Here is a 14518-nt window from a genome sequence, read left to right on the forward strand (position 1 = left end):
CCTCATTGATGAGGCTTTATTTCGTTGTGCATTTTACGGGGGTTATTTCACCATCCGCCACATCGCCAGCAGGCTGGACAATGCAATCAGCACAATTGAAACATACCATGGCGCAATGATGGCAATGGCCAGCAGAATCGCCATGATGCTGCCAAACATCCAGCTCCGTTTCTGCTGATGCTCCATTTGCAGACGCATGCTTTGCAATTCATTTAACTGTTTCGCATGCCAAGCAGACTGGTTTTTCAAGCCGTTCAGGCTGTCAATCAGCATCGTTGGAAAGTCCTGCGCACCGAGCAGCAAATCCGGAATTTTTTGACCCAACTCCTTTAGATTTTTCTGCGGATTTATTTGGGATTTAATCCAATCCGTGAGAATTGGCTTAGCTAAGCTCCAAATGTCCAGTTCAGGATACAGGTCTGTGCCTAAGCCTTCCACATGCACCAATGTTTTCAGCAGCAGCATCAGCTGCGGCGGGATTTCCAAATGGAAGCGGCGGGCAATGTCCATGACTTCAATCAGAATGCCGGCAAAGTCCAGCTCATGCATCGGCTTAGACACCATTGGGCCAACCGTGCGGCGCATTTCACGCGCCAAGGCGTCCTGATCGGTGCCCGGCGGAATCCAGCCGGCCTGATGCACAATTTGGATCAGCTGCATAAAGTCGCTGTTCATCACGGACAGCAGCATGCGCGCGACCGTCATCTGGTCATGTTTAGACAGTTCGCCCATAATCGCGCAATCCAGCGCAATAAAGCGCGGGTTGGCAGGGTTGATCGTTTCCACAAAGACGTTGCCGGGGTGCATGTCGGCATGGAAAAAGTTGTCACGGAAGACTTGAGTAAAGAAAATGGTCAGGCCTTTTTCCGCTAAGTCCTTGCGGTCCATGCCCAATTGATCAAAAGTGGCGATGTCTGAAATCGGCACACCAGTGATGCGTTCCTCGACCATGACATCTTTGCTGTCCATATAGACTTCAGGCACATACATCATGCTGGAGCCGGTAAAGTAATGACGCATGCGGCGGGTGTTGTCGGCTTCCAGTGTCAAATCCAGTTCTTTCAGAATGATCTGGCGGTAGTCCTGAATAATTTCAGACAGATGCAGTGCGCGGGCGGCTTCTAGGCGTTTTTCCAGGAAATTGCCCAGCCATTCCAGAATTTCGAAATCCTGCAGAATCTGACTGCGGATATCGGGACGGGTGACTTTAACGACGACTTCACGGCCATCATGCAAGGCTGCGGTATGCACTTGGGCAATCGAAGCAGCTGCAAGCGGCTGCTCATCAAAGCGGGCAAAGAGGGTGTTGATATCGGCCTTGAGAGATTCCTGAATGCGCATTTTAGCGACATCAGAACCGAAAGGCTTGACACGGTCTTGCAAAAGCACCAGCTGCTGCAGGATTTCTGGCGGAATCAGGTCGCGGCGGGTCGACAGCAATTGTCCCAACTTAATCGCCAGCGGGCCCATATCTTCCAGCGCCTGCTTTAATTTCAGCGGATTTTTACGTTCTTTACTGGACCATGCCGCAGGGTGCATGCGGATAAAACTCAGCACATGGCGGGCTTTTTCAGGCAGCTCTTCCGCAGGAAACAACGTGTCGAGTCTATAGTGCGCGGCAATGCGCCAAAGGTCGAGTAAACGTGTAAGGTGCGGAATCATATGAGCAAATACCTAGTTTTGAGTTGTATCTTGTAAAGTGTCTATTTTAGCCTGCAGCTGCTGAATTTTAGCTTCTGCACGGTCTAAATTTTGATTGAGCAGGCGGGTGTCCTGATTTAAATCATCCATTTGCCAGCGCGGCGCCAGCAACCCCGTGTCTTCTTTTAAGGCATCTTCGGCAAAAAATAAATGGCTTTGCAGGCTGCGCTTAAGATGCTTCGGCGCCAGCTGAATTTTGCCAAGTTCATGCGCCAGTGCAGGGCCAATCCAAGGCGAAAGATGCGAGGCTAAATCGGGTTCAGCCTGCGCAATGATGCGCTGGAGATCCTGCAGCAGGTGGTAATCCCCTTGAACAGGGATGGTGCCGATATCATCGGCGAACAGCAGCTTCAGCAGTTCTGCTGTATTTTTGACATGCAGGGTCGCTGTTGCTTCCGCAGGAGAATCCGCTTGATCAAAAGGGCGCTGTTCAAATATGGAAGGCTGTGCGCTGTGGCCAGTGGCTGTCGGCTCTAAACGGACTGTGCCGTCATCAAAGAACACATCTACGGAAAGCTGCGGTGAATCAATCACCACGCGCAAGGTTTTGCCTTGCAGCTGATTGAGCTGGATGCGGCTGATCGCATCCAAATCAATCACATGGTGAATGAATCGTTCAGCTGCACCCAGTGCAAGAATCGACCACATAGATTTGACCTTAATTGCTTACAGTTTAAAGCCGCGGTGAACGGCAACGATCCCGCCAGTGAGGTTGTGGTAGTCACAATTCTGGAAGCCGGCATTTTCCATCATGCTTTTCAGCGTGCGCTGATCTGGATGCATGCGGATAGATTCGGCCAGGTATTTATAGCTTTCCGAGTCATTGGCAATGATTTTGCCCATAATTGGCAGCGCGGTAAATGAATACAGGTCGTACAGTTTAGAGAAGGGTTCAAATACAGGTTTAGAGAACTCTAATACCAATAAGCGGCCGCCCGGCTTTAATACACGGTACATTGCTGCCAGAGCAGCATCTTTATCCGTGACGTTGCGCAGGCCAAAAGAAATGGTCAAGAGGTCAAAGCTGTTGTCTGCAAAGGGCTCAAGTGTTTCAGCATTGGCCAGTACAAAATCGACATTGGTGCAGCCGGCGTCAATCAGGCGGTCACGGCCGACATTCAGCATGGATTCATTGATGTCTGACAGCACGACATGGCCAGTCGGGCCTACTTCACGGCTGAAGACTTTGGCTAAATCGCCAGTACCGCCAGCAATATCGAGTACATGCTGACCGCGGCGCACACCTGACATATTAATCGCAAAGCGTTTCCAGAGGCGGTGAATGCCGAATGACATCAAGTCATTCATAATGTCGTATTTGCTGGCCACTGAATGGAACACTTCAGCGACTTTTTGCGCTTTATCTTCACTGCTGACCGTTTGATAGCCGAAGTGGGTGGTCGCGCCGACATTGCCGGTATTGGCGCCGCGCGGCAAATTGTATTTGGGCACAGAACCTGTCACTGGCGTATCGGTCAAGCGCTGTTCTAAAGACTGCTGCTGACCTTGCGGTGCGCCTTGCGGAAGCGGTTCAGTTAAGAAAGGACTCGCTGTGTCTTTGTTTTGAGCTGGCTCTGCAGTAGGGGCCGGCGTTTGATTTTCATTAGACATAGAGTCGCTCCTAACGTAAAAATAGGGTGAATGCAGCATTGCATGCATGATGACAGATTCTTTGCTGTTATACAGCAATCAGCATGCAATTGTTATGAATAATATACAGAAATCTTGCAGATTTGCATGGATTTAAAACTGGATGGCGTTCCGGGCTGCAGTCAGTGCTTATGCAAATGGCAGTGGGTCGCCGGCATGCACTTTGCCAATAATTTGCCGTTCCGCCGCAGTAAAATCTTTGACAAACTTCTCAGCAGACTTTAACGGCTTCATGGCTAAAAAGCCATCCTGCATAAATTCATACATGACATTAAAATTGTATTTGAGCGCTGCGCCTTTGCACATTTTAAAAGCGGCATAGACCACAAAAGAACGCATGTATTTGTCGAGGCTTTGACCCAGCTGATCCAGCAAATCCAGCTGTTTCAGGCGGCCTTCGCCCTGATTCAGCTTTAAATAAGTGATGCGCATCATCTCATCGGTCAGCTTTTCATAGGGATGATAATCCTGCAGCAGCTGCATCGCGACCTGTTCATCCAGCTGAACCGCCAAGATGGCCAATTCAACCCCTGATGTGCCGGTTTTAATGGCATTGTCTGGAATCAGCTTTTCCGCTTTGTGCGCATATTTGCTCAGGCGCGCAATCTGCTGCGCCAGTGCATCGAAATCCGGCCCGCCGTATAGGCGGTTGATAAAGTACTCAGCCATCAGCACATTGTGTTTTTCAGCAAACTGTTTAGCATGCGTGCGCTGCATCCGTTGCTTCTGCCAAGCTTGAACGTCTTGCAGGCGCTGAAAAATTTCTGGATTTTTATGATAGTTCAGCTGGTAATACAGATCTAAAAGATCATCTAAAACTGCAAGCTTGGACATTGCGTGTCTCAATAATTTCAGGGTTCTGCAAATCTTAGCTGCAGTTGAGGCCGCCTGCTATGACAAATTGATAGAAAATTGCCATTCAAGCAGCCAGTCTGCTGTGCTTTTACACAATAAAATGCTGCATAAATATATGAATTGGTAATTTCGAGTGCCTGCCGGCTTGGTTATACTGCAGTTTAAGAACAGAACAATAGAGAAAAAGATGGCCGCGCAAGACAATGGAATTCAGCTGATGGATCCGGATCAGCTGTCAGTAGAATTGATTGAAGCGCAGTATGCGCTGAAAGAAACCAAAGGCAAAAGCAATGCCAAAAGCGTGCTGATTTTGGTCAGCGGTATTGAGCTGGCGGGCAAGGGTGAGGCGGTCAAGCAGTTGCGCGAGTGGGTCGATCCGCGCTATTTGCGGGTGAAAGCGGATGCGCCGCAGGCGTTCAATCATAAGCAGGCTTTCTGGCAGCCTTATGCGCGCTTTATTCCTGCCGAAGGGCAAATTATGGTGATGTTCGGCAATTGGTACAGTGATTTGCTGACCACCTCCATGCATGTGTCTAAGCCCATCGATGAAACCATGTTTGATGATTATGTCGAACGCATGCGCGCGTATGAGCAGGATCTGAAAAATAACAATGTGGATGTGATTAAGGTCTGGTTTGACCTGTCGTGGAAATCCCTGCAGAAACGCCTGGATGATATGGACCCGGGTGAAATGCGCTGGCATAAGTTGCATGGTTTGGACTGGCGCAGCAAAAAACAGTATGACAGCCTGCAGAAACTGCGCCAGCGTTTTACCGGCGATTGGGAAATGATTGACTGTGAAGAAGAAGCGGAGCGTGATCAGCAGTTTGCGCAATATATTTTACAGATGCTGAAGCATTGCCCAGAGCATCTGCATAAAGCTAAAGGGCGCTGGAAGCAGGCGGAAGTGCCAGAAAGTCTTTTGGCCCCTGCAGAAATCCCTTTAGAAAAAAATGATTATAAAGAAGAGCTGAAGCTGCTGAGCAAGAAAGTGGCGGAAGGGCTGCGCTTCGACTCCCGCAATGTGGTGATTGTCTTTGAAGGCATGGACGCCGCAGGGAAAGGAGGCGCGATCAAGCGCATAGTGAAAAAGCTGGACCCGCGCGAATATGAGATTTATACCATTTCCGCCCCGGAAAAATATGAGCTGAGCCATCCCTACTTATGGCGGTTCTGGATTAAAATTCAGCCTGAAGAAAAAATCAGCATTTTTGACCGTTCCTGGTATGGCCGGGTGCTGGTGGAGCGGGTAGAAGGCTTTGCCAACGATGTGGAGTGGCAGCGGGCCTATGATGAGATTAACCGTTTTGAAAAAGACTTATATGATAGTCAAACCATCGTGGTGAAATTCTGGCTGGCCATCAGCAAGGATGAACAGGAAGCGCGCTTTAAGGCGCGGGAAGAAACCCCGCATAAGCGTTTTAAGATTACCGAAGAAGACTGGCGCAACCGCGGGCGCTGGGACGATTATTTAAAAGCGGCGGCCGATATGCTGGAACGTACGGATACCGGCTATGCGCCATGGCATGTGATTGCCACCAACGATAAAAATACTGCGCGGCTGGAAATCTTGCGCGCGATTGTCAAACAGCTCAAATCGGAATAATCCGCGCTGAGCTGAAGCAGCGCCCCTTATTGAGCGGCAACCGTTTGCGCCTGCTGTTTTTGCTGTATGCTTTTCGCCAGCTTATAGCTGTCTTCAATATGCGCATCGGCCACTTTTTTCATTACAAAGTAACCTAAACTGGCGGCAATGGCTTGTCCGCCTAGAGGGATGAATTTGGTCACTTGCTTAGTGATATATTTGGCCGCTGCATTATTGATTGACTTTTTCACTGCCGTGCGGGCAATCACTAAACCGGAAAATTCGACGCCGCGCTTGCGCAGCTCTTGCCAGTGAATCTGTTTGGTGGCCGGGTCATATACACTGATTTGTTCTGGAGAGAGCCCAAAGCGGGCATTAATTTCAGGAATCAGCTGAGATAAAATGCCGACGTCGATGATCACATCAAAAAATGGAACAGGCACAATGGCTGCGCCGGCAGAGAAATATGCCCGTTTTTTGGCCAGCTCCAGACATTCCGCGCGAATGCTTTCTAAATTTAGGGTCGGGTCGATAGAATCTGGAATATTGTCTATTTTCATCTGCACTTACCTTCAGCTTGATACTGATTTTTTTCATTAAGGATCACTAAGATACTTGTTTCAAAGTGTTTTTTAAACTGCATTTGACTGTCAAATTCGCATAGACAGCTGTGGAAGTATAGTCAATAATCTTTGTGGTTTTGTAGTCTGAACGGAAGGAAATAAGGAAAAGATGGCCATTCATGTGATTCAGAGTCAGCGCATAGAGGTTTTGCTGCAAGAAATGCTGCGCGCCGGCCATCAGCCATCTGCCAATCCTTTCGAGGCCCTGAAAACGCAGCATTTTATTGTGCCTTCTGCCGCCGTGCAGGCGTGGCTGACAGTCAGACTCTCGGAATATCAGGGCATCAGCGCCAACCGCTTATTTCATCAGCGGATCCGCGCCTTTCAATGGTTTGCCTATCAGGCGGTGTTGGACAATAAAGAAAAAGTCCGTAAAGCCAATATTCCGCGCATGATTATTAAATGGCGCACGTATCAGGTTTTAAAAGCATTTCTTCAGGTTGCAGAAAACCCGCTGGCGCTTGATCATCCGCTGCACAGCATTATTCAGCGCATTTATGACAGCGCTTCCCGCTTAAGCAGCGGCACCGAACAGCAGCTGAAAAAGCAGGGCATGCTGTATTGGGTGTCTGAGCAGGTTTCGCGCTTATTCAGCAACTATATGGAATACCGCGGCCACTGCTTTAAACAGCATGCGGCGGGGCAGGCCTGTGACTGCAGCAGCAACTGGCTGAAAGACTGGGGGCAAAATCAGCCTTTGGATTTAGATCGGCAATTTTTCAGCGCGCAAACAGCTTTTCCTGGGCTGGATTCGAAAGAACAGCTGGCGCAGCAGCGCCAGGTTTCGGATTTTGCTAAGGATCAGGCGGAAAAGCTGGAACAGTGGCAGCGCTGGCTGTGGCACCGCGAGTTCCATGCCGATTTTGAATTGATGCAGGGCATTGATGATGACTTTTGGGCCATCATGGATCATCCTGAAACCCGCGCTGCGGCTTTAGCCAAGCTGCCGAAACAGGTCACGCTGTTTACTGTGCTGGATCTTCCGCCCAGCCAGCTGGCCTTTCTGCGCCGTTTGGGGCAGTACATCGATGTGCTGATTCTGCACTTCAATCCGTCACAAGAGTATTGGGCGGATACCGTCGATGCCAACTGGAAAAAGCAGTATGACGTCAAGCTGAAACAGCGCTTTAAGGATAAGCATCCGCAAGCCAGCGATCAGCAAATAGAGGCCTTTTTCGAAAAATACACATTGGAATACGGCCAGATGAAAGAGTCGCGCCATCCGCTGCTGACCCGTTTCGGCAAGCAGGCGCGCGATCATTTTTCGCTGCTGGTGAGTTTGGCGGCCGGTGAAAATGGCGAGGAATGGGAAGATCAGTTTCCTGCGGATTATCAGGATCATTTGCTGGGCAAAGTGCAATATGACATTTTGAATTTGGCTGAACCTGAACAGGGCAGTTTTGCTTTCAATGAACAGGATGATTCAGTCCGCATCCATGTCTGCCATTCTGCGCTGCGCCAGCTGGAAGTGCTGAAAGATCAGCTGACCTATTGGCTGTCGCAGAGCAGTGGAGAGCGGCCCCGTTCACCGAATGATATTTTGGTGTTAAGCCCTGATTTAAAAGATTTAGAGCCGTTAATCCGCAGCGTATTTGCGCCGCCGCCAAGGGAGCAGTTTTTTGATGATCAGGCGCAGGCTGAAGCCGTGCGCAAAGACAGTGTGTATTTGCCGGTTAAAATTGCCGGTGTCGCGCCCTTGGATGCACAGAATGCATGGCAGGCGGTGCTGGGGCCGATTCAGCTGCCGCAAGGGCGCTTTAGTTTAGAGGATTTTGCGGACTGGCTGAATTTAAGCGCAGCGCAAATCCGCTATGGCCTCAATGCCGAACAGACGGCGCGGATGATTGAGCTGCTCAGTGAGGCGAAATTTAAACGCGGACTGGATGAGGAGCATTTGCGCCGCACCCTTGCGCCGAATGACACGGACTTCCGCTACAGCTTTAAATTTGCCTTGGACCGTCTGGCGCTGGGTGTGGCTGTTGCAGAGCATGCGCTGTGGGATGACACGCTAAGCTATGCTTTTGTGCGCCGTGATGATTTTGAACTGGTGAATATTCTCATTGAGATTTATCAGGATTTTGCTGAGCGCCGGCATTGGATTGTGGAACATGAAATGGGGCAGCTGCGTAATGTCGAAGAATGGCTGCACTTGCTGCTGCGTGATTTGGAGCGCTATCAAAAACAGGGCGTGGCTGTGCTGAAGCCGGTCCGTGATGCCATCCGTAAGCAAATCACCATGCTCACGCTGTCTTATTATCAAGAAGAAGACAGCGCTGCTGAAGCGCAGAGTGATGTGCTGAAAGATATGCAATTGCCGTTGCCCTATGTGCTGCAGGAAATTCAAAGCATTTTGGATGCTCAGATGGATCAGGCTGTGCCATCGGGTCAGATCACCTTTAGCCAGATTGGGCAAATCCGCCCTGTGCCCTATAAGCTGATTGTCATGCTGAATCTGGACAGCGGGCAGTTCCCTAGCCGGCAGTCGCATTTGCCTTTTGACCTGATGGATCTGCTGAAGCCGCATTTGGGAGACCGTTCGCGTTTGGAAGATGACCAAGGCGCATTTCTGGATGCGTTGCTGCTGGCGCAAGACAATCTATGGCTGTTTTATAACGGTTTTGATATCAATGACGGTGAGGTTCGTGAGCCGTCCAGCGTGGTGCAGGAATTTATCCGCCATTTGGCACTGATTGTACAGGGCAGCAGCGCCAATCCAAATTTACCTGTCTTGGCAAAAATTGAAGGCGATATTGAAGTGCCTGCAAATCTGCAGGCGTTGTACAGTGTGCATGAGCTACAGCCCTTTGAACTGCAGGGCTTTGATGCTGAGCGCTCTGGCCGAAAAATCCGCTATCAAGACCACTGGTTTCATGTGGCGCAGCAGCTGCAGCAGGCGCAAGGCGCGCGGCAGCCTTGGGCAGCACAGGCGGCAGCCATGCCGGCGCCAGCTGACGTGCTGTTAGACAGTGCGCAGTGGATTAAACAAATGACCTTTCCTGCCGAGCTGTATTTAAAGACGTTAGGCATCAGCAATTTAAAAGCAGAAGACGGTTTGGCGACCGATGAGCCGCTGCTGCTGACTGGGCTGGAACAGTATGCGGTACGGCATTTCCTGCAGGATCAGTCCTTAAAAGCATCGTCTATCGAGGCAGCGCAGCCGGAACTGCTTTTGGATCAATTGCCGGTCGGCAAATTTAAGGAGGCGGCGTGGTCGGTGAGCCAATTGCAGCATGAGCAGCTGTGGCAGCGGGTGAAAGAGGTGATGCAGGTGGAACATCCTGTATTGACTGCGGTGACGCAGCGCCAGCTGAAAATTGACGCACAGACGCTGATGCAAATCAGCCTGCCTGAGGCCCCTGTGCCGCAATGGGTGAGCATGACGCCGTCCAGCGCCCGCGGCAAGCGCCGTGCGCAAATTTGGCTGGAATATCTGCTGTGGCTGGCGGCGTTGCCTGCCGATGCGCCGCTGCTGAATTATGAACGCATAGAAGTCTGCAATGATGTCACGATCCGCTGTTCAGGGATTGGCCCAGAAGATGCCCGTGTACATTTGGCGCGCTGGATGCAGGCATGGCGTTATGGGCAGCAGCAGCCTTTGGTTCTGCCGGCTGCCCTGATGCTGGCCACAGATAAAAATAGCGCATTGATCCTGCTGGAAGGCAAAAAAGGCGAAGAGCAGGAAGTGAAATGGCAGGAGAATGAACGCGGTGTTCTGGTCTTGAATCAGTTCGATAAACTGATTTCTAAATGGACGGATCCCGGCGATTTTACTGCCTTTGACATCCGGCAGGATGAAGCCAATCAGGCGCATGCCGACTGGGCGTTTATTCTGCGTGATCAGGACAGTGTGCGGCGGCTGACGCAAAGCTGCGAGCAGTTTGCTTATGCGCTGTATCAGCCGATTTACAGTCATCAAACTGCGGAGCAAGCGCATGCAGATTAAGGAAATTGAAAACCCGATCAGCAGCATGCAGTTTCATGGCCTGCATTGGATCGAGGCCTCCGCGGGCACAGGCAAAACGTTTACCTTATCCAGTTTGATGGTGCGCATTCTGCTGGAAAAATATCTGCCGCGCCAAGTCATTGCCACCACCTTTACCCGCAAGGCGGCAGCTGAGCTGAAAAGCCGGATCCGCCAGCGCCTGTATGGCATTCTGCAGCTGCTGGAAAGCCTGCGCAGTGAACTGCCGGCCAATATTGAAGCCCGCGCAAAACTGGAAAAAGATGAACTGGTGCAGGTAGTGCTAGAGCGCAACGCCAATCAAATCGGCTATGCCTGCGAACGCCTGCAGCTGGTGCTGGATCAGCTGGATGAATTGTTTGTCGGCACCTTGGACAGTTTCAGCCAAACCCTGCTGCGTGAGTTTGCCTTTGAAAGCGGCAAAATTGAGCGCGCAGACATTAGCCATGATGACAAAATGTATGTACAGCAGCTGGTGCATGACATTTTGCGGGAATGGGTGCAGAACCAGCCGCAGGCCGCTGTAAACATCCTGCTGCAGCGCAGGCAGCTGAAATCTGTCGAAGCGTATGCGGAGCTGATCGAAAAAAGTTTAAATTTCAGCTCGGCAAAACTGAATCCTGTCCCTGCGCACGCATTTTCTCTAGCTGAGATAGAGCAGGCGGCAGAGGTCTTGGCGCAGCTGCCGCTGGAGGATTTATCGGCGCTCGAAAATTTCACCCCAGAGGGCGCGTATGCCAAGCTGATGAATCAGCCATGGTCCAAATTTTCAATTGTTGAGGTCCTGAGGAAATTGCCTGCAGCATTGGAAAAAATACAGCAGCAGGGTGCGCAAGTACTGGTGAATGGACAAACGCCCGAAGCGTTTAGCCAGCTGCAGGCGTTTATCAAAAAGCCTGACCCGCGCAGCGCGAATGGCAAAAAGAAAATTGATGATGCTGAAGTGAATGCTTTGCTGCGCCATCCTGTTCTGGCGGCGGTGCAGGCATTGCTGGAGGCGGTGAAACAGGCCTCTGCCGATTTAGAAAGTTTGGATCTTTATCTGAAATATCATATTGCCACGGAAGTCAAATACCGCTTGCCGCAAGTGCTGCAGAGCAAAGGCGAGACTACTTTTTCGCAGCAAATCCGAACCTTGTCGGAAGCGCTGCAAGGCGAGCAGGGCAATCAATTTTCGGCTTTTGTGCATGCGCGTTATCCGCTGATTCTGGTGGATGAATTTCAGGACACCAACTTGGATCAAGACACCATGCTGGCTGAGATCTGGCGTCATCCAGCGCGGGTGAAGCAGGGCTGCATGATTATGGTGGGTGACCGTAAACAGGCGATTTATGGTTTCCGTGGCGGCGACATGCTGACTTTTTTAAAAGCGCGTGAGGATGTATACCGCAAGCAGGGAAGTTTTTATCAGCTGAAGAAAAATTTCCGCTCCATCGCGCCTTTGGTGGAAGCGGTAGATGCGCTGTTCCAGCAGCAGATGGATTTTGGGGAAGATGTGTTGTATGTGCCGATTACCGCAGGCGCAGATCATGCAGATTTGCATGATCAAGGGCAGATTAACCTTGCGCCGCTGCGCTGGCTGCAATTGGAAAATAAAGAGCAGGAAGCTGAGCAGGTGGCATGGAAAATTCAGCATTTGCTGCAGCAGTCGGCACAGCAGGAACTATACTTTACCGAGCCAAAAGCCGCAGCGCCTAATGCTGAAAAACAGCCTTTAAGCGATAATGATATTGCTGTGCTGGCCACGAATCACAGCGCATTAAATGCGGTGCAGCAGGCATTGCTGTCACTAGGCATCCGTGTCAACCGGGCGGCCAAACGCAGTGTATTTAGCAGCGCGATTGCGCAGGATGTGGGTGCTGTATTGGCGGCCGCGCTGTCGCCGTATCAGGAAGCCAAAGTGAAACGCGCTTTGCTGGGGCGCCTGCTGGGCTTAAAGCTGAATGATTTGTGGCGCGCAGATTCGCAAACTGCAGACCTGAGCCATTATATTGCCCAGTTTGATCATATCCGTGAGTTATGGCTGAATCAGGGCTTTTTGCCGGCTTGGCATTACTGTCTAAACTATTTCAAAATTTGGGAACGGATTGTTGCGCTGCATAGCCGTGAAAATGAACGGGATGTGGTCAATCTGCGCCACCTGACTGAAATTTTGAGTGATCAAAGTGAGCAGCTGCAGGGCGCGCAGCATTTATTTCATTGGTACTTAAAGCAGCTGAAAGCGCCTAAAGGTCATGAATGGGAGCTTGAACGCCCATTAACCAATGCCGAAGGTGTCAAGCTGATGACCATCCACCAGTCGAAAGGGCTGGAATTCAAGATAGTCTTTTTGCTGAATGCGGACGGCAAGCCGAAAGAGGATAATTCGCTGATCTTCTCCTATGAGGATGTACAGCAGGATGCGCATAGCGAAAAGCGCCGAGTCATTGATATTGGCGGAGGGGCTGCCGATGAGCTGAAAAAGCGGCAGCATGATGAGCGGCGGCATGCTGAGCAGCACCGCCTCTGGTATGTCGCGCTGACCCGCGCCAGCCACCGCATTTATGCTGTGCTCAGAACGCAGGATCATAAATCCCTGTACAGTCTGCCGTTTTGGGCTGGGCAAGGTGAGTTCAGTTTTCAGCATCCGCATTGCGCGATAGAAAGCCTGATTGCGGAGAGTCCTGCGGCTTTGCATGCCGCGGCCGAGGCTGAACTGGTTTTAGATGCCTTGCCTTTGCCTGAAGCGCGTTTTTATCCTCGCGGCAATACCAGTTTTACGGGGCTCTCACAGCATTTGGCCTACCGCCAGCTGCCGCAGGATCAGCTGGCGATTCAACCCGTTTCTGAAGACAGTGCAGATGATGAAACAGATCATGTCACAGAAGCGGAATTGCCGGCCCGTGAAATCGACTGGATTAAGCAGCAGTTTCCCAAAGGTACGGTGGCGGGAACCTTCCTGCACAGCATTTATGAGCAGATTGATTTTCAGGATGCTGCAGGCTGGAAACTGGAAGTGCTGCGCCGCTTTAAAAATGACGGCCCGCAGCTGCTGATTGAACTGCGCTTGAAAATGCAGGAAAGTTTCTCTATTTGGAAAACCTTTGCACAGGCATGGAAATCCAGTTATGTCCAAGCGGTTCAGCCGCTTTATCAGCAAGTCCAGCAGCTATTCGGGGTGCAGGTTGCATCGCATGAGCAGCATAAATGGGTCCGCGGCGCATTTATGGAATTTAACCATCTGCTGATGCAGCGTATTGCCTGCAGTGAGCAGATCAGCCCGCAGCGGGTTGAAATTTTCAAAAATTCAGAACACTATCAGCCTGAACAGCTCTTGGCGCTGCTGCGGGACTTAGGCGGCGAGTTTCAATCGGTTTATGCAGATGACTTAATGAGCCGCCTGCAGCAGACAACGCCTGCGCTCAATGCGCAGCAAGTGAAAGCGCCGTTGAAAGAGGCGCCTGCGTATGAAGCCAGAAGCCTGCAGAGCTATGTGGATATGGGCTTTGGCGCATTGGTTGAAAGCATGCAGAATGAAATCTTGTATGTCTTGATGACCCAATGGATGCATGATGTTGCCGAGACGCCTTTGCATGCAGATTTCAGCCTCAGCCGTTTGCCTACAAACAGCCATTTGCCGGAATTTCCTTTCCACTTGGCGCTGTCTGACCAGCCCGTGCAAATCAGGAAAATCCAGCGCCTGTTTAAGGAACAGGGCATTCAGATTGAGGCCTTAAATGAAGCCAATTCTGCACGCTATCTGACAGGCGCAATCGATTTGGTCTATTTTGACGGTCAGCGCTATCATATTGCCGATTATAAAAGCAATTTTTTGGGCAAAACCGAACAGCACTATGCGTTGAGTGAGGTGAAAAACAGCATGAGCCAATCCAGCTATTGGTTGCAGGCCGCGTTGTATTTAGCTGCGCTGCACCGCTATTTAAGCGTGAATTTGCAGGGCTACGATATTCATCAGCATTTGGGCGGCGCCAGCTATTTATACTTAAGAGGGATGTGCGCCACGCCGGATTATGGCATTTGCCATTGGCAGCCGGATGCGGATTTTATTCTGCGGCTGGACCGTATTTTGGGCTATTTGCATGCGGATAAGTATGATGAAATTGCCTAAAGATTTAAAAAAATAACAGCGAAACAGTTTATTAT

At 50.7% G+C, this 14518-nt stretch carries 8 protein-coding genes; 3 read left to right on the forward strand and 5 right to left on the reverse strand.

The features are described from left to right. Window positions 1–42: 42 nt before the first annotated feature. The 4 genes from OKC24_RS10210 to OKC24_RS10225 form a co-directional block, all read right to left on the reverse strand. A complete protein-coding gene (locus tag OKC24_RS10210; protein ID WP_265465029.1) occupies window positions 43–1662 on the reverse strand; it encodes an ABC1 kinase family protein in 1620 nt (539 codons plus the stop codon). A 12-nt stretch (window positions 1663–1674) separates the two neighbouring features. Further along, on the reverse strand, window positions 1675–2349 hold the full coding sequence (locus tag OKC24_RS10215) for a ubiquinone biosynthesis accessory factor UbiJ (RefSeq protein ID WP_130143828.1): 675 nt from the start codon (window positions 2347–2349) through the stop codon (window positions 1675–1677). 18 nt (window positions 2350–2367) lie between these two features. After that, entirely contained in the window at window positions 2368–3312 is a 945-nt protein-coding gene (gene ubiE / locus OKC24_RS10220) for a bifunctional demethylmenaquinone methyltransferase/2-methoxy-6-polyprenyl-1,4-benzoquinol methylase UbiE (protein ID WP_131276247.1), read from the reverse strand. Window positions 3313–3480: 168 nt separating this feature from the next. After that, window positions 3481–4185, reverse strand: coding sequence for a DUF8198 family protein (locus OKC24_RS10225; protein WP_130143826.1), 705 nt, complete (start codon window positions 4183–4185; stop codon window positions 3481–3483). A gap of 208 nt (window positions 4186–4393) precedes the next feature. Between OKC24_RS10225 and pap the strand changes: the two genes are divergently transcribed. After that, window positions 4394–5812 (forward strand): polyphosphate:AMP phosphotransferase, encoded by a 1419-nt coding sequence (gene pap, locus OKC24_RS10230; protein ID WP_131276246.1) that lies wholly within the window; start codon window positions 4394–4396, stop codon window positions 5810–5812. A 26-nt stretch (window positions 5813–5838) separates the two neighbouring features. On the opposite strand, the gene OKC24_RS10235 is transcribed toward pap, so the two are convergent. Then, entirely contained in the window at window positions 5839–6351 is a 513-nt protein-coding gene (locus tag OKC24_RS10235) for a hypothetical protein (protein ID WP_130143824.1), read from the reverse strand. Window positions 6352–6523: 172 nt separating this feature from the next. Between OKC24_RS10235 and OKC24_RS10240 the strand changes: the two genes are divergently transcribed. Together OKC24_RS10240 and OKC24_RS10245 are read left to right on the forward strand one after the other, a co-directional pair. Beyond that, the gene (locus OKC24_RS10240; protein WP_131276245.1) at window positions 6524–10357 is read left to right on the forward strand and encodes an exodeoxyribonuclease V subunit gamma; all 3834 of its coding nucleotides are present in this window, start codon (window positions 6524–6526) and stop codon (window positions 10355–10357) included. Further along, a complete protein-coding gene (locus tag OKC24_RS10245) occupies window positions 10347–14483 on the forward strand; it encodes a UvrD-helicase domain-containing protein (protein ID WP_265465030.1) in 4137 nt (1378 codons plus the stop codon). The genes OKC24_RS10240 and OKC24_RS10245 overlap by 11 nt, the downstream gene beginning before the upstream one ends. The last annotated feature ends 35 nt before the right edge of the window (window positions 14484–14518 follow it).

The sequence above is a fragment of the Acinetobacter entericus genome (genome assembly GCF_026168575.1).
GTDB classification, from domain to species: Bacteria; Pseudomonadota; Gammaproteobacteria; order Pseudomonadales; family Moraxellaceae; genus Acinetobacter; species Acinetobacter bouvetii.